Source organism: Streptomyces sp. NPDC055078, from assembly GCF_053607985.1.
The window spans coordinates 1-15,824 of record NZ_JBSGUP010000125.1; the positions used below are offsets into that span (position 1 = coordinate 1).

Below are 15,824 nucleotides of genomic sequence, written 5' to 3' on the forward strand. Positions count from 1 at the left end.
GTCGGCGGCCTTCGCCAGACTCAGATCGACGTTCCGCCAGTCACCGGTGGACCGGTCCTGGAACCGGATCGGACCGGCCACGATCTCGGTCGTCAGCGAACCGTTCTTGTTCAACCACGTTGTCGAGGTCTCCGTACGCTCCGACAGCGCCTCCACGCGGCGGCCCGACAACCGGGCCGCGACACGCGCGGACGCGATGTCCGCCGCTTCCGTCACCGCCGCCTTCTTCGGCGCGGAGCGCGCGGCGGGCTCGGCGGCCACCGCCGCGCTCGTGCCGTCGAGCAGGGCCACGGACAGGGCCAGTGCCAGTCCTCCGGACAGATAGCGCAGACTCCTTCCGGACCAGGGTCTGTCGCGCTCCTCGGGGCCAGGCATGTGCGTCATGACGACTCCCCCTTCTCACACGCAGGTCTGTGAATCACCTGAGCGATGTTCGTGTGCGTGCGCGGGGGAGGGAAGACGCCAATGAGCCATGCCCGGGTGGGTGCGGGCGGTCGGGGGCCGGTGATGCGAAACGCCCGGCCGGAAGGTTTCCGGCCGGGCGTCCGAACCGCGCCAGGTCAGGAGTCGGGCTTGACCATGCCGATGAAGATGTGCCAGGTGGGGGCAGTGAAGTTGAGGTTGGGGCCGGTGGGGTTCTACAGGGCCAGGAACTGACAAGTTTCGGTCGTTTGTTCGGTCATTTGTTCGGGCGACCGGTGTGGTCGGGGCTACGCGGCGGGGCTCAGACGCTGTCCCGGACCGGGCCCCGGAACGTACGGCGGTATGCGTTCGGGGTCGTACCGAGGGTGCGCAGAAAGTGGTGGCGCAGGGCCGCCGCGTTGCCGAAGCCGCTGCGGCCCGCGATGGCGTCCACCGTCTGGTCGGTCGATTCCAGCAGCTCCTGCGCGAGCAGCACCCGCTGACGAAGCAGCCAGCGGTACGGGGTCGTCCCCGTCTCCTGGTGGAAGCGGCGGGCGAAGGTGCGGGGGGCCATATGGGCGCGGGCGGCGAGCTGCTCGACCGTCATCTCGCGGTCGAGGTGGCGTTCCATCCAGCTCAGGACCTCGCCCACGGTGTCGCAGCGGGCTTGGGTCAGGGGGCGTTCGATGTACTGGGCCTGGCCGCCGTCGCGGTGGGGCGGGACCACCATACGGCGGGCGATGTAGTTGGCGACCCTGGGCCCGTGCTCGGCGCGGAGGATATGGAGGCAGGCGTCGATCGCGGCGGCCGTGCCCGCCGAGGTGATGACCCGGCCCGTGTCGACGTACAGCACATCGGGGTCGACGTCGGCGAGCGGGAAGCGCTCGGCCAGCTGCGCGGAGTGCCGCCAGTGGGTGGTGCAGCGGCGGCCGTCGAGGAGGCCCGCCGCACCCAGGACGAATGCCCCGGAGCAGACGCTCAGCACGCGCGCGCCCCGCTCGACGGCCCGGCGCAGCGCCGCCAGCAGCCCGGGCGGGTAGTCACGGACGACGAAGGCGTCGCCGGTGGGGACGGCGATGAGGTCCGCCGCCTCCAGCCGGTGCAGATCCTCCGACGCGGTGAGGGTGAACCCCGCGTGAGTGGCCAGCGTCGGCCCCTCGGCGGAGACGACCTCGAAATCGTAGAGCGGCATTCCGTCCGCGCTGCGGTCCAGGCCGAACACCTCGGACAGGACGCCCAGCTCGAAGGGATGCACACCTTCGAGCAGCACGACGGCCACATTCTTCAGCATGGGGTGAGTGTCGCACGGGCGTGGCAGTAATTCGATGGTTCATGGCGGTCCTGCCACTGCCGGGGTGGGCGGGCGAGGACGACAGTGGACATATGAACACGTTCATCGCCCTCATCGTCGTCCTCACCGCCGCCGGTCTGCTGCTGTTCCCGTCCCTGCTCGGGCATGCCAGGGACCGTGCCGTCGACCGTCAGCTACGGGCGGCGGAGCAGGGCGAACGGGACCGGGTGGGCAGGGACCGGACGGACAGAGGCCGGGCGGACAGGGGCCGGACGGGCAGGGGCCGGGGCGCCCGGTACAGCCCCCTCGTGCCGGCTGCCCCGGCCACCCCGCCCCGGCCCGCTCACAACTCCGCGCCGAGTCACAACTCCGCGCCGAGTCAGAAGTCCTCGCCGAGGTCCACCGACCCCTCCACCGCCACCTGGTACGCCGACGGGCGGCGCTCGAAGAAGTTCGTCAGCTCCTGCACCCCCTGAAGCTCCATGAAGGAGAACGGATTCCGCGAGCCGTACACCGGGGCGAAGCCGAGCCGCGTCAGCCGCTGGTCGGCGACGCACTGGAGGTACTCGCGCATCGACTCGGTGTTCATGCCGGGCAGCCCGTCGCCGCACAGATCGCGGCCGAACTGCAACTCCGCCTCCACGGCCTCCTTGAGCATGTCGGTGACCTGCTGCCGGAGCGCGTCGTCGAACAGCTCCGGCTCCTCCTTGCGGACCGTGTCCACGACCTCGAACGCGAAGTTCATATGCATGGTCTCGTCGCGGAACACCCAGTTGGTGCCGGTCGCGAGACCGTGCAGCAGGCCACGGGAGCGGAACCAGTACACGTACGCGAAAGCGCCGTAGAAGAACAGCCCCTCGATACAGGCCGCGAAACAGATCAGATTCAGCAGGAAGCGGCGGCGGTCCGCCTGGGTCTCCAGACGGTCGATCTTCTCGACCGAGTCCATCCAGCGGAAGCAGAAATGCGCCTTCTCCCGGATGGAGGGGATCTCCTCGACCGCGTCGAAGGCCGCCGCCCGGTCATCCGGGTCGGGGAGATAGGTGTCCAGGAGCGTCAGATAGAACTGGACGTGCACCGCCTCCTCGAAGAGCTGACGGCTCAGATAGAGCCGCGCCTCGGGGGAGTTGATGTGCTTGTACAGGGTCAGGACGAGGTTGTTGGAGACGATCGAGTCCCCGGTCGCGAAGAACGCGACCAGCCGCCCGATCATGTGCTGTTCGCCCGGCGACAGCTTGGCGAGGTCGGACACATCGGAGTGGAGATCGACCTCCTCCACCGTCCAGGTGTTCTTGATCGCGTCCCGGTAGCGCTCGTAGAAGTCGGGGTAGCGCATCGGGCGCAGGGTCAGCTCGAAGCCGGGGTCGAGGAGGTTCTTCTCGTGCTTCTTCGCGTGAGTCTTCGCAGGGGAGGTGGACATCACTGGCATGCCTCGCAGGACTCGGGGTTCTCAAGGGAGCAGGCGACGGCGTCGTCGGGCGACGGCTGCTGTACGGGTACGGGTACGGGTACGGGTACGGGTGCGAGGGCGGGGTCGGGCGCGGGAGCGGGAGCCGTGGCAGCACCTGCCTGAACCGAACCGCCGCCACCGGCCGCGCGGGCGATCCTGGTCGCCGGGCGGGAACGCAGGTAGTACGTCGTCTTCAGCCCCTGCTTCCAGGCGTATGCGTACATTGAGCTGAGCTTCCCGATGGTCGGCGTCTCCAGGAACAGATTCAGCGACTGCGACTGGTCGAGATACGGGGTGCGGGCGGCGGCCATGTCGATCAGACCGCGCTGCGGGATCTCCCACGCCGTGCGGTACAGCTCCCGCACCTCGGCCGGAATCCAGGTGAAGCCCTGCACCGAGCCGTTGGACTCGCGCAGCGCCTCCCGGGTCTGGGCGTCCCAGACGCCCAGCCGCTTCAGCTCTCGCACCAGATACGAGTTGACCTGGAGGAACTCCCCGGAGAGCGTCTCGCGTTTGAACAGATTGGACACCTGCGGCTCGATGCACTCGTACACCCCCGCGATGGACGCGATCGTCGCGGTCGGGGCGATCGCCAGGAGGAGGGAGTTCCGCATCCCCGTCCTGGCGACCCGCTCACGCAGGGCCGCCCACCGCTCCGGCCAGTGCGGCTCGACCCCGTAGTGGTCCGGGTGCAGCACACCGCGCGCGGTCCGGGTCTTCTCCCACGCCGGGAGCGGGCCGCCGCGCTCGGCGAGACCGGCGGACGCCTCGTACGCGGCGAGCATGATCCGTTCGGCGATACGGGTGGAGAGCGCCCGGGCGGCGGGGGAGTCGAACGGCAGCTTGAGCTGGAAGAAGACGTCCTGGAGCCCCATGACACCCAGGCCCACCGGCCGCCAGCGGGTGTTGGAACGGGCCGCCTGCTCGGTCGGGTAGAAGTTGATGTCGACGACCCGGTCGAGGAAGGTGACGGCGGTACGGACGGTGGCGTCCAGCCGCTCCCAGTCCAGCTCCGCGCCGCTGTCCGTACCACCCGCGCCGCCGTCCGTACCATCGGCGGCATCGGCCGCCACGAACGCGCCGAGATTGATCGAGCCGAGGTTGCAGACGGCCGTCTCCCCGTCGTCCGTGACCTCCAGGATCTCGGTGCAGAGGTTCGATGAGTGGACGGTGTGGCCGGGCAGCGCGGTCTGGTTGGCCGTACGGTTCGCGGCGTCCTTGAAGGTCATCCAGCCGTTGCCGGTCTGGGCGAGCGTACGCATCATCCGGCCGTACAGCTCACGGGCGGGCAGGGTCTTACGGGCCAGGCCCGCCGCCTCGGCCGCGCGGTACGCGGCGTCGAAGTCGTCGCCCCACAGATCCACCAGCTCCGGCACATCGGCCGGCGAGAACAGCGACCACCGGGTGTCGGCCTCGACCCGGCGCATGAACTCGTCGGGGACCCAGTGCGCGAGATTCAGATTGTGCGTCCGCCGGGCGTCCTCCCCGGTGTTGTCGCGCAGTTCGAGGAACTCCTCGACATCCGCGTGCCAGGTCTCCAGATAGATCGCGGCGGCTCCCTTGCGCCTGCCGCCCTGGTTCACGGCGGCGACCGAGGCGTCGAGGGTCTTCAGGAACGGCACGATGCCGTTGGAGTGCCCGTTGGTGCCGCGGATCAGTGAACCGCGGGCGCGGATACGGGAGTACGGGAGCCCGATGCCGCCCGCGTGCTTGGAGAGGCGTGCGACCTGGTGGTACCGGTCGTAGATGGAGTCCAGCTCGTCCAGCGGGGAGTCCAGCAGATAGCAGGACGACATCTGCGGGTGGCGGGTGCCGGAGTTGAAGAGGGTGGGGGAGGAGGGGAGGTAGTCGAGCCTGCTCATCAGCCCGTACAGTTCGGCGACCTCACCCGCCGCACCCTCGGAGCGGTCCTCGGCCAGTCCGCAGGCGACGCGCAGCAGGAAGTGCTGGGGCGTCTCGATCACCTGGCGGGTGATCGGGTGGCGCAGCAGATAGCGGCTGTAGAGGGTCCGCAGCCCGAAGTAGCCGAAGCGGTCGTCGGCCTCCCGGTCGATCAGCGCGTCCAGCCGGGCGGCGTGGTCGGTGACGAACTCCGCGGTCCGGTCGGCGATCAGACCCTCGGTGTGGCCGACGGCGACGGACGCGGAGAACGAGACGGCTCCCTGGGTCGCCGCCTCGTCGGCGATGGCGCGGGCCAGCAGCCGGGCGGCGAGCCGGGAGTACGCCGGGTCCTCGGAGATCAGGCCCGCGGCGGCGTCGATGGCGAGTCCACGGAGTTCCGCCGCGTCCGATCCGGCGTTCCGGCCGCGCAGCGCCGCGGCGGCGACCCGGCCGGGGTCCGTGTCCGGGAGGTCGGCGGTGAGGTCGGTCAGCGTCCGCAGCAGCGCGGTCCCGGGGCCGTCGCCAGGCTCATTCCCGGGTCGCTTGTCACCGGGCAGTCCGCTGTCGGACCGCCCGTTCTCGGACCGCCCGTCGTCGGCCTGTACGTCGCCGACCTGTACGTCGGCGGGTTGTACGTCCCCGGGCTGCGCGTCGCCGGTCCGGCCAGGCTCGGTCCGGCCGTCCCCGGCCTGCCCGGTGGCCGGGGCGGGCATCCGCCCGGAAAGGGGGGAGACGGTTGAGGCTTCTGGGGTGTCTGTGGCCGGATCGGCTGGCGCGATCGTCACGTGGTGCTCTCCCTCGCTCGGCTCGCGGGCCGGGGCGAGAGGGCAGCGCCGAAGAGAGTGCGTACCCGGGTCGGGGCAGCACTCCGTACGGCGTCCGCCGACCCAACCGCGAGGCCCGGACGTCTGGGCACCCGGGTCGGATGAGCCGGGTGCGCTGTCGGCAGACGCTCGGACTTGCTGGTACGACAAAGCGCACCACAGCACACCGTTGCGGGACAGTTCCGGATTCGCACCGGATTCCTCTGCGGCGACAGCGAGATGAGCATACATGTGGGGGCACTGAGATGCGGCACCCCCCACATCTTGTGTCGCGGTGGTGCCGCCCGCCTTATGAGGGGTCAGGTCTCATGGGTCGCCGGAGAGCCGCCGGAGAGCCGCCCAAGGGTCGCCGGAGACCGCCCAAGGGGTCGGCGGAGAGGCGGCGGAGAGGTGGCGGGCAGGCACTCAAGGCGTCGGCCAGAGGCGCCCAAGGCGTCGGCAGGGCGGCGGGCGAGGGTCGCCTGGCAGCCCCGCGACACCATCCCACAATGCGCTACGGAATCCCCCTGCTCCTCGCTCCGCCGGGACGGTTGGGGGACCATGAGGCGTGAGTCAGTGTCCGTCACGCCTCGGGGGAGAGCATGGCTGTGGAATACCGTTTACTCGGGCCGGTCGAAGCGATGTGGGAGGGACGTTGCCTGCGCCTGGGCGGGCCCAAGCCCCGTGCCCTGCTGGCCGCGCTGTTGCTGCGCGCCGGGTATGTCGTACCTGCCGACGATCTGGTGGACGTCATATGGGGAGAAAAGCCGCCGGAGACGGCCCGGGCACTGGTCCAGACGTATGTCTCGGCCCTGCGGCGGGCCCTGCCGGAAGCGCGCCGGGGGGCGATCGAGACGCGCGCGCCGGGATATGTGATCCGGCCCGACGCCGGGACGGTGGACCTCGGGCGGTTCGAGGAACTGGCCGCGGCCGGGCGGCGGGCCGCCGCGCGGGGTGATCACTCCGCCGCTGCCCGGTCGGGGCGTGCCGCGCTCGAATTGTGGCGTGGTTCCGCGCTGGGCGGGGTCGGCGAGGCGTTGCGGAGCGAGGCGGCACGGCTTGAGGAGGCCCGGCAGACCGTGGTCGAGGAGCGCATCGCCGCCGAACTCGAATGCGGGGGGCGGGAGAGCGAGCTGGTCACCGAGCTGAAGGGACTCGTCGGCGCCCACCCGACCAAGGAGCGGCTGCGAGGACAGCTCATGCTCGCCCTCTACCGGGTGGGGCGGCAGGCCGACGCCCTCACGGTGTTCGAGGAGGGACGTGCCGTACTCGCCGAGGAACTCGGGATCGACCCCGGACCCGAGCTTTGCTGGCGGCACGGAGAGATCCTGAGGGCCGACCCTGTGCTGCTGCGCGCCGAGGAGGGTGCGGCGGCCCTTGATGTCTCGGTGCCGCAGGTGCCCGTCACACCCCGGCCCGTGTCCCTGCTGCCGCCTGCCATCCGGGACTTCACCGGGCGCGAGGCGGAGATCGCCGAGGTGGTCGACGGGCTCACCGCACCCCGGGACGCGCCCGCCGTCGTGGTGGTGTCGGGGCCGGCCGGTGTCGGCAAGTCCGCCCTCGCGGTGAAGGCCGCCCACCTGGCCATGGAGGCATTCCCCGACGGTCAGCTGTATGCCGAACTACAGGGCGCCGGCGGTCCCGTGACATCCGGCGACGTCCTCGGGAGGCTGCTGCGCGCGCTGGGAGCGGCACCGCCCGAGCATGCCGCTGAGCGTGCCGACCTCTTCCGCGGCCTCGTCGCGGGTCGCCGGCTCCTGCTGGTCCTTGACGACGCGGGCGAGGAGGCTCAGGTGCGGCCTCTGCTGCCGGGCGGCGCGGGCTGTGGTGTGCTGGTCACCTCGCGGGCCCGGCTCGGCGGCCTCGACGGGGCCCGGCGTACCGATCTCGCTGTCCTGGACGAGGCACGCAGCCTGGAACTGCTGACCCGGGTCACCGGCGCCCGGGGCGCGACGGACGATCCCGCCGAGGACGCCGCGGCCCGGCGCATCGTCACCCTGTGCGGTGGTCTGCCGCTGGCCCTGCGGATCGCCGGGGCCCGGCTGACCACTCGCCGGCACTGGACACACCGCATCCTCGCCGACCGCCTTGAGGACGAGCGGCGGCGCCTCGACGAGCTGGCCGTGGGCGATCTGGAGGTCCGGGCCAGTCTGGGGCTGAGCTACGAGTCGCTCGACAGGGACGCCCGCACGGTACTGCGCCGCCTCGCCGTGCTCGGACCGTGCGACACGGCCCCCTGGATGGTGGCGCTGCTCGTCGACGGGGCCGAGGACGAGGCGGAGGAAGTGCTTGAGCGGCTCGTCGACGCGCAGTTGCTGGACTGGACGGGGACCGACTCCGCGGGTCAGTCGCGCTACCGGGCGCACGATCTGGTGCGGGTGTACGCCGCGGAGCGGGCCGAGGCCGACGACTCGCTCGAAACACGTACGGCGTCGGTCGGGCGGGCGCTCGCCGCCGGCCTGCGCCTGGTGGAGCGCGTCGCGGAGGAGGCGCCTTCGGGGGTGGTCGTGCTGCGGCCCTATCTCGGGGGATCGGCGAGCGTCAACCGGTCCGCCGGCGGGGGCAGGGCGGAGTGGGACGAGGCGGGCACGCGGGGCCGCGGACCAGCCGCCGATGTGGGCGCGGCGACCACCCGGCGGGCGCTCGCCGATCCGTTCGCCTGGTTCGAGGCCGAGGCCGACGCGCTCGCCACGGCCGTCGAGCGCGCGGCGGGCTTCGGGCTGCACACCCTCGCCTGTGCCGCAGCGACGGTGCTGTGCTCCTCGTCGTTCGCCGTCGGCAACCGTTTCGACGCCTGGTGGCGCAGCCACGACGCCGCCCTGGCCGCCGCCCGGCGTGCCGAGGACCGCGCCGGCGAGGCGCTGCTGCTCATCGGCCTGGGGCAACTGCGTTTCGAACAGGACCGGTACGCCGAGGCTCAGGACTACTTCCGGCAGGCCGAGCCCTTGTGCGCCGACATCGGCGATGCGCACGGCCAGGCCGCCGCCCTCGCGGGGCTCGGCGGCAACTTGCGTGAGCTGGGCCGACTGGACGCCGCCGATGACGCGCTGGGCCGCGCCGTCGACATCTTCCAGCGCCTGGGCGATGACGCGGGCGTCGGTCTTGCCTGCCGCCTCCGTGGCTCCGTACTCCTCGAACTCGGCGACCACGACCGTGCGTCGGCACTCCTCGACCTGTCGCTGCGAGGCTATCGGCGCCTGGGCAGCCGGAGAGGTGAAGCACTCACGCTGCGCACGCTGAGCCTGGTGCACCGGTCACTCGGAGCGTACGAGGAGGCCGAACGGCATGCCGGACGGGCGCTGGAGATTCTCGCGGGACTCGGTGATCCGCTGATGGCGGCGTACGCCGAACGGGCCCGTGCCAAGGCTCGGCTGCGGCTGGGACGTACCCGGGAGGCGGAGGCGGAGCTGCTCGGCGCCCTCGACGTCTGCCGGGCGTACCGGGACCGGTTCGGCGAGGCGCTGACCCTGCGCACGGCAGGCGAGTGCGCCCTGGCCGACGGGCGGCACCATGAGGCGGAGAAGCGGCTCGCCGCGGCCGTGCGCCTGTGGGACGCACTGGAGTTGCGGCTGCCCCGCGCCCGCACGCTGCGCGATCTCGCTTCCGCCCGTGAGGCGCTGGGCGACGGGCCGGGGGCGGCGGCGCTGCGTACCGAGGCGCTGTCCGTGTTCAGGGAGTACGGCACGCAGGAGCGCCATGAGCTGTAAGCCGCGGTGAGCGTGTTACGGAGGGCTTGCAGGCAAACTGCAGAGGCCCCGGCGAACCTTGCTGATGCCGGAGGGAAACAGCTTCCGGCACAACGGGGAAGCAACGGGGAAGGACCACTGATGTCCAGCACGACGAACAGCACGACGAACAGCAGCACGACCGCCTCGGCATCCGCCTCATCATCCGCCTCGGCCTCCCGGTCGGTGAGGACGCCCGTCCTCCGCCGCCGGGCGGTCATGTTCACGGTCACCGCCCTCGCCGGCGGTGCCGTCGCCGCGGGGTCGCTGACCACGACCGCGTCCGCCGCGTCGACCCCCCTACGGGCGGATATCGTCAAAACGGCCACCATCGAGAAGAACAACCCGAAGCACAACCGCGAGAAGAAGAACAACTGCAACTTCTACAGCGGGTACTGGAAGACCAGCGGCGACAACATCTGCGGCACCACGACCGGCGGTGTGAAGTGGCGCTCCAACAACTGGTGCGCCGACTTCGCCCGCTACACCTGGAAGAAGGCGGGTGCCAGGACCAAGGGGATCGACCCGTGGGCGGGCTCCTTCTACCGGGCCGCCAAGGCAGGCACCGGCACGTGGCACAAGCGCGGCTCCTATGTGCCCAAGCCCGGTGACGTGGTGCTCTACGACTGGGACGGCAAGCCGAGCCTCGGCAACAACGGCTGGGACATCGACCACGTCGGTGTCGTCGTCAAGTACCGCAAGAGCGGGAAGAAGCTGACGACCATCGAGGGCAACACCACGAAGACGCCGAGCGGAGGCGGCACGGAAGGCGTCTACCAGCGCGATCGGTCCAACACGGAACGCGGCGACGTCGTCGGCTACGTCTCGCCCGAAAGGCGGTAGCACCGCCACGGCCGACAGGATCGCCGCCCTACGGGGGTGTTTCGAAAGTAGCGCCGTACGCCCGGAGGCGTCGCGGGCCAGGCGGGACTTTCGCAACACGCCCTACGGGGGTGCCCCGGGGAGAGTGCCGCACCACCGGCCTCTCCCCGGGGCCCGGGCGCGCACGCGCCGCCTACACTTCCCGCACGCGGGACGGCGAAGGGCATGACATGACCTCGATCATCCTGATGAACGCACCCGAAGTGGCGCACATCTCCGTCGTCGAGTGCGGTGAGCCGCTCGTCGACCTACAGGAGTCGTCCCTTCTCGACGTGGACCCACGACAGGCGGATCCGGACGGCGCGTACAGCATGGTCCGCGAGGGGGTCGCCGTGCGCCTGGAGAGGGCGGCCCGCCTGCTGCCCGACGGGCTGCGGCTGCTGGTCACCGAGGGGTACCGCCCCCTCGCCCTGCAGAGGCGGTACTTCGACGCGTACGCCGCCGAGTTGCGCCGGGCCAACCCTGACTGGCCGGACGACCATCTGCGTACCCAGGTCAGCCGTTCGCTGGCGCCGCCCGAGATCGGGCCGCACGTCGCCGGTGCCGCCGTGGATCTCACCCTGTGCACCAGGGACGGCGACGAACTCGACCTCGGCACACCGGTCGACGCCAGCCCGGAGGCGAGCGATGGCGCCTGCTACACCGACGCCCCGAACATCTCCGGCCACGCACGTCGCAACCGGCTCACCCTGAGGGCGGCGCTCACCACCGCGGGACTGATCAACTATCCGACGGAGTGGTGGCACTGGTCCTACGGTGACCGCTACTGGGCGCTGCTGACCGGGGCCCCTGCCGCCCGGTACGGGCCCAGGTAAACAGCTGTGATCGGGGGACACATGCTGCGCATTCACTTCACCGCCACGGACCTGGCCCGGACACGGGTGGCGAGCGCACCGGCTCTGATGTGGGAAACCGTACTGAGCACCCACTGGCTCCAGGACGGCAGCGCCGGCCTCCTCGGCGGCTGGTGGCGCGGGCGGGTGCGGCCGAACCTGCCGCCGCGGGCCCTGGCGCTGGCCGAACTCATCCCGAAACAGGGCTACTTCCCGGACTTCCTCACCCCGCACACGGACACGCTGTGCCCGGCCGAGGCGGTGGAGCCGGTCCTCCGCACTCCCGGAAACGAGATGCGGCAGGACATCGGACTCCTCGCCGCCGGCGGGACGCTGTCGCCATGGGTCCGCGACCTGTACCAAGGCCGTGGCCCGGCACTTGCCCACCTCGACCGGTCCTTCCGGGACTACCAGCACGTGGCGATCACCCCGTTCCTCGGCAGCATCCTGACGCACACCGCACGCGAACGGGACCGGGCAGGCCGGCTCCTGGCCTCCGGCGGGGTGGAGGGGCTGCTCCGCGATCTGTCACCGTCCGCGCGGTGGCGCGCGCCCGTCCTCGACATCGACTATCCGGTGGACCGCGACCTGCACCTGGAGGGACGCGGCCTGTTACTGGTGCCCTCCTACTTCTGCCGTTGTCACCCGGTGACACTGGTGCGACCGGGGGAGGCGGTGCCGGTACTGGTGTACCCGCTCGGTCATGAACCGTGGGACTCGGAACCGGCGGACGACGCGAGCGACACCCTCGCCGACCTGGTGGGGTGCAGCCGTGCCGCGGTGCTGGAGGCCGTCGGCGAACGCCACCAGAGCAACACGAGCCAGCTCGCCCGCCGGGCCGGTCTGCTCCTGTCATCGGCCAGCCAGCACCTCACCGTGCTGCGCCGCGCCGGGCTGATCGTCAGCTCCCGCGAGGGCAACAGCGTGGTGCACGAGGTCACCCCGCTCGGTGCCGGCCTGCTCCACCGGCGGTAGCAGGCATCACACAGGTGTGCCGTCATGAGCGAAGCCATGACGGCACACCGGGCATTTCGGGAACCCTCGGAGGGTCAGCCGTAAATACTGCTGACCTTGTTGTTGAACTTGCCCAGGGAGCCGTACTTGTAGCCCTCGGGGATCTTCTTCTGCTTACCCTTTCCGTTGCGGCCTGTCGCCAGGTACGCGTGGTCGGGGATGATGGTGTTCTGGTGGTTGCGGGCTGATTCGGCCTTGTTGCTGAAGCCCCAGTCGGCCAGGTTGTGCCAGTACTCGTGGTTGAACTTGAGCATGCGGCCCTTGAAGTTCTTCTTGTCCCAGATACATACCCAGTTCTTCTTGCAGGCACCTGCCGCGCGGGATTCCCGCGCGGTCATGGTGTCGGTGTCGACGCAGGTGGTCTTGCCGGAGGGGCCGACGGAGCAGACGTCGGCGTTCTGCCAGCCGTCGCTCAGGTCGATGGTCTTGTTGCCGAGGGTCGCCATGGCGCCTGGGGCGGATTCCTGGGCCTGGGCGGTTGTGGTGTTGAGCGTGCCGATGGCTACGGTTGCCATGGCGGCGGCAATGGTGGTGGTGGCGAGTTTCGAGGTGAGGCGCATTTCGTTTTCCCCTGGTGGATTCGACGTCGACCGTGTCGGCGGTCGGTACAGGGACGAATCTAGGCAGGGGGTGCCGGCCTTCTGACCGGTTTCAACGTCAGATGAAACACCGCCGGATTCTCAGAGATCACCCCGGTCCACGAGGAATGAGGAACGAGGAACGAGGAACGAGGAATGAGGAACGAGGATCCGGCGGAGCCCCCTGATTCACCGGAAACACCCCTAATGGGGGCGCTTGAGGCGGGCGACGAACTTGTAGCGGTCGCCCCGGTAGACCGACCGTACCCACTCCACCGGCTCATTGTTGGCGTCGACCGAGTGCCGCGAGAGCATCAGCATCGGCAGCCCGACGTCCGTACCGAGCAGCCCGGCCTCGCGCGGTGTGGCGAGTGAGGTCTCGATGGTCTCCTCGGCCTCGGCGAGCCGTACGTCGTAGACCTCGGCGAGCGCGGTGTAGAGCGAGGAGTACTTGACGAGCGAGCGGCGCAGCGCGGGGAACCTCTTCGCCGACAGATGGGTCGTCTCGATCGCCATCGGCTCCCCGCTGGCGAGCCGCAGCCGCTCGATGCGCAGGACGCGTCCCCCGGTGTTGATGTCCAGCAGCTCGGCGAGCCGGTCGTCGGCCGTGACATACCCCAGATCGAGGAGTTGCGAGGTGGGCTCCAGGCCCTGGGCCCGCATGTCCTCCGTATAGGAGGTCAGTTGCAGGGCCTGGGCGACCTTCGGTTTGGCGACGAAGGTGCCCTTGCCCTGGATCCGTTCGAGTCTGCCCTCGACCACCAGCTCCTGGAGCGCCTGGCGGACGGTCGTACGGGAGGTGTCGAACTCGGAGGCCAGGGTGCGCTCGGGGGGGACCGGCGTGCCCGGGGGCAGGGTTTCGGTCATATCCAGCAGATGACGCTTGAGCCGGTAGTACTTGGGCACGCGCGAGGGGCGGGCAACCGTCCCGCCCTGCTTCTCCGTGCCGTCCCCCGTGGTGGCCATGCCCTGCCTTCCGGTCTGCTGTGCTGCCGTCACCGATTCCTCCATAACTAGGGTCACATCGTGGCACGGGCGGGCCCGAGGGCGGCACCCCTTGGGTGCCCGGCTGGGCAACGGGCACGAGTGCCCCCCTTATACACCTCTGGTACAGGGCTTGGTCTAGTCCATAACGCCATGTTGTCACCACGACCCGCCGAGGCGCCCGCCGCTGGTCAGAGTCGGCCCGGGCCGCCCTGAGGGGCCTCCCCGCACCCGGCGTATGAGCGTCCCGGCGCTCGTCCGGTACTCGTCCGCCGCGTGCCCGGCGCGTGCACGGCAAGCGTCCCGGAGGGGGCCCGGTGAGCGTCCGGCGGGTGCCCCGGGCGCCCCCGGCGCGGCGGTCCGGGGCACCCCCCTGCAACGCGTGTTACGCATGGGTACTGAAGGTGCTGGAGGCACGGTTGGGGTTTACTGTCCACCGTCTCATCGGCTCACTCCGACGCTCAGATGTCGGTCTGATAACGGACGTGACGGGCCTTCTGGCGAGCCTTGACAGCCTGAAAGGTCTAGGCCAAGCTCCCGGTACTGGTCTAAACCACTAATGACCGGTTCCCAGCCCCACGAGCAGTACCAAGCATCAGCTCTGCGGTACGAGCAGTACTAGTGCATCAGCTTTGCGGTGGGCAGGGGTTGCAGACATCCCTGAGGAGGGTGGCGTGAAGCGCAAGCTCATCGCGGCGATCGGCGTCGCAGGCATGATGGTCGGTATTGTCGCGTGCGGTGGCGACAATGGTGACGACGAGGGTGGCGACTCCGGCAGCTTCAAGGGCAAGACCCTGACGGTCTGGATGATGGACGGCTCCACCCCCGACCAGTGGCAGAAAGACCTGACTGCTGAATTCGAGAAGCAGACCGAGGCCAAGCTGAAGTTCGAGGTTCAGCAGTGGAACGGTATTCAGCAGAAGCTCACCACCTCCCTCTCCGAGGAGAACCCGCCGGACGTATTCGAGATCGGCAACACGCAGACCGCCGCCTACGCCAAGACCGGTGGCCTCGCCGAGCTTGAGGACCTGAAGAAGGAGATCGGCACCGACTGGGCCGAGAACCTGAACAAGGCTTCGGTGATCGACGGCAAGCAGTACGCCGTGCCGTGGTTCTTCGCCAACCGCGTCGTCCTTTACAACAAGTCCGTGTTCAAGGAGGCCGGCATAGCCGCGCCGCCGAAGACCCAGGCGGAGTTCTTCGCCGCGCTGGACAAGATCAAGGCGAAGGGCAAGGCCGAGCCCATCTACATGCCCGGCCAGAACTGGTACTTCTTCGTCGGTCTGACCGTGGGCAAGGGCGCCGAGCTGGTCAAGAAGGACGGGGACAAGTGGGTCTCCAACCTCGCCGACCCGAAGGTGGCCGAGGCCGCCGAGCTGTACAAGAAGTACGCCTCCTACTCCGATGCCCCCAAGGACAAGGACGAGGCCACCCCGCAGCAGGCCGACATCTTCGCCAAGGGCAAGACGGGCGCGTTCGTCGGCATGGGCTGGGAGGCCGGCACGGCGATCAAGGCCAACGCGGCCATCGAGAAGGAGATCGGCTACTTCACCATCCCGGGTGAGACCGCCGACAAGCCCGAGGGTGTGTTCCTCGGCGGCTCCAACCTCGCCGTCGCCCAGGGCAGCAAGAACCAGAAGCTCGCCAAGGAGTTCCTGAAGCTCGCGCTCTCCGACAAGTACGAGGGCCAGCTCGCGAAGCTGAACGGCGTCATCCCGAACAAGGAGTCGCTCAACAGCAACCTGGCCGGCAACCCGGTCGCCGAGGCCGCCGCCCCGGCCGCCAAGCAGGGTGGCACCACCCCGCTGATCCCCGAGTGGGCCGCGGTGGAGAACGCCCCCAACCCGATCAAGACCTATCTGACGGCCGTCCTGAACGGCAAGTCGCCGGCCGACGCCGCCAAGCAGGTCGAAGGCGAGTTCAACAAGCGCCTCTCGCAGAAGCAGTAACCACCCGCTGCCGGGGACGGACTCCACCGGAG

General features: G+C 69.9%; 12 protein-coding genes and 1 riboswitch. Of the genes, 6 read left to right on the forward strand and 6 right to left on the reverse strand.

The genetic code is table 11. The annotated features are described in order from the left end of the window. Positions 1-297: hypothetical protein (locus ACWF94_RS13770; protein ID WP_453487555.1), on the reverse strand; the 297-nt coding region annotated here is incomplete at its 3' end. A gap of 427 nt (positions 298-724) precedes the next feature. After that, complete coding sequence (locus tag ACWF94_RS13775; protein WP_453487545.1) at positions 725-1,693, reverse strand: GlxA family transcriptional regulator; 969 nt, start codon at positions 1,691-1,693, stop codon at positions 725-727. A 41-nt stretch (positions 1,694-1,734) separates the two neighbouring features. On the opposite strand from ACWF94_RS13775, the gene ACWF94_RS13780 reads away from it, so the two are divergent. After that, the gene (locus ACWF94_RS13780; protein ID WP_453487546.1) at positions 1,735-2,169 is read left to right on the forward strand and encodes a hypothetical protein; all 435 of its coding nucleotides are present in this window, start codon (positions 1,735-1,737) and stop codon (positions 2,167-2,169) included. Here ACWF94_RS13780 and ACWF94_RS13785 read toward each other — a convergent pair. Next, on the reverse strand, positions 2,073-3,113 hold the full coding sequence (locus ACWF94_RS13785) for a ribonucleotide-diphosphate reductase subunit beta (RefSeq protein WP_453487547.1): 1,041 nt from the start codon (positions 3,111-3,113) through the stop codon (positions 2,073-2,075). The two genes, ACWF94_RS13780 and ACWF94_RS13785, sit on opposite strands and share 97 nt — an antisense overlap. Then, positions 3,113-5,809 carry a ribonucleoside-diphosphate reductase subunit alpha gene (locus ACWF94_RS13790; RefSeq protein WP_453487548.1) on the reverse strand — a complete coding sequence of 899 codons (2,697 nt, stop codon included), beginning with the start codon at positions 5,807-5,809 and terminating at the stop codon, positions 3,113-3,115. The genes ACWF94_RS13785 and ACWF94_RS13790 overlap by 1 nt, the downstream gene beginning before the upstream one ends. A gap of 154 nt (positions 5,810-5,963) precedes the next feature. Then, positions 5,964-6,063, reverse strand: a riboswitch (adenosylcobalamin-variant (AdoCbl-variant) riboswitch). 366 nt (positions 6,064-6,429) lie between these two features. Between ACWF94_RS13790 and ACWF94_RS13795 the strand changes: the two genes are divergently transcribed. From ACWF94_RS13795 to ACWF94_RS13810, 4 genes are all read left to right on the forward strand, one after another. Further along, positions 6,430-9,534 (forward strand): AfsR/SARP family transcriptional regulator, encoded by a 3,105-nt coding sequence (locus ACWF94_RS13795; protein ID WP_453487549.1) that lies wholly within the window; start codon positions 6,430-6,432, stop codon positions 9,532-9,534. A 120-nt stretch (positions 9,535-9,654) separates the two neighbouring features. After that, the gene (locus ACWF94_RS13800; protein ID WP_453487550.1) at positions 9,655-10,395 is read left to right on the forward strand and encodes a CHAP domain-containing protein; all 741 of its coding nucleotides are present in this window, start codon (positions 9,655-9,657) and stop codon (positions 10,393-10,395) included. A 209-nt stretch (positions 10,396-10,604) separates the two neighbouring features. After that, positions 10,605-11,249 (forward strand): M15 family metallopeptidase, encoded by a 645-nt coding sequence (locus ACWF94_RS13805; protein WP_453487551.1) that lies wholly within the window; start codon positions 10,605-10,607, stop codon positions 11,247-11,249. 21 nt (positions 11,250-11,270) lie between these two features. Further along, on the forward strand, positions 11,271-12,242 hold the full coding sequence (locus ACWF94_RS13810) for an ArsR/SmtB family transcription factor (RefSeq protein ID WP_453487552.1): 972 nt from the start codon (positions 11,271-11,273) through the stop codon (positions 12,240-12,242). A gap of 74 nt (positions 12,243-12,316) precedes the next feature. Here ACWF94_RS13810 and ACWF94_RS13815 read toward each other — a convergent pair whose 3' ends face one another. Together ACWF94_RS13815 and ACWF94_RS13820 are read right to left on the reverse strand one after the other, a co-directional pair. Continuing rightward, positions 12,317-12,796, reverse strand: a complete 480-nt coding sequence (locus ACWF94_RS13815; protein ID WP_453487553.1) for a peptidase inhibitor family I36 protein — start codon at positions 12,794-12,796, stop codon at positions 12,317-12,319. Positions 12,797-13,063: 267 nt separating this feature from the next. After that, the gene (locus ACWF94_RS13820) at positions 13,064-13,825 is read right to left on the reverse strand and encodes a GntR family transcriptional regulator (RefSeq protein WP_453487556.1); all 762 of its coding nucleotides are present in this window, start codon (positions 13,823-13,825) and stop codon (positions 13,064-13,066) included. Positions 13,826-14,517: 692 nt separating this feature from the next. Between ACWF94_RS13820 and ACWF94_RS13825 the strand changes: the two genes are divergently transcribed. After that, complete coding sequence (locus ACWF94_RS13825; RefSeq protein WP_453487554.1) at positions 14,518-15,792, forward strand: extracellular solute-binding protein; 1,275 nt, start codon at positions 14,518-14,520, stop codon at positions 15,790-15,792. Positions 15,793-15,824: the final 32 nt, after the last annotated feature.

Excerpts from the sequence above, each read along its gene's own strand:
- ACWF94_RS13810 (WP_453487552.1), top strand. The coding sequence starts at position 11,271 with ATGCTGCGCATTCACTTCACCGCCACGGACCTGGCCCGGACACGGGTG.
- ACWF94_RS13785 (WP_453487547.1), bottom strand. The coding sequence starts at position 3,113 with ATGTCCACCTCCCCTGCGAAGACTCACGCGAAGAAGCACGAGAAGAAC.
- ACWF94_RS13780 (WP_453487546.1), top strand. The coding sequence starts at position 1,735 with ATGGCGGTCCTGCCACTGCCGGGGTGGGCGGGCGAGGACGACAGTGGA.
- ACWF94_RS13805 (WP_453487551.1), top strand. The coding sequence starts at position 10,605 with ATGACCTCGATCATCCTGATGAACGCACCCGAAGTGGCGCACATCTCC.
- ACWF94_RS13775 (WP_453487545.1), bottom strand. The coding sequence starts at position 1,693 with ATGCTGAAGAATGTGGCCGTCGTGCTGCTCGAAGGTGTGCATCCCTTC.
- ACWF94_RS13795 (WP_453487549.1), top strand. The coding sequence starts at position 6,430 with ATGGCTGTGGAATACCGTTTACTCGGGCCGGTCGAAGCGATGTGGGAG.
- ACWF94_RS13820 (WP_453487556.1), bottom strand. The coding sequence starts at position 13,825 with ATGGCCACCACGGGGGACGGCACGGAGAAGCAGGGCGGGACGGTTGCC.
- ACWF94_RS13815 (WP_453487553.1), bottom strand. The coding sequence starts at position 12,796 with ATGGCAACCGTAGCCATCGGCACGCTCAACACCACAACCGCCCAGGCC.
- ACWF94_RS13800 (WP_453487550.1), top strand. The coding sequence starts at position 9,655 with ATGTCCAGCACGACGAACAGCACGACGAACAGCAGCACGACCGCCTCG.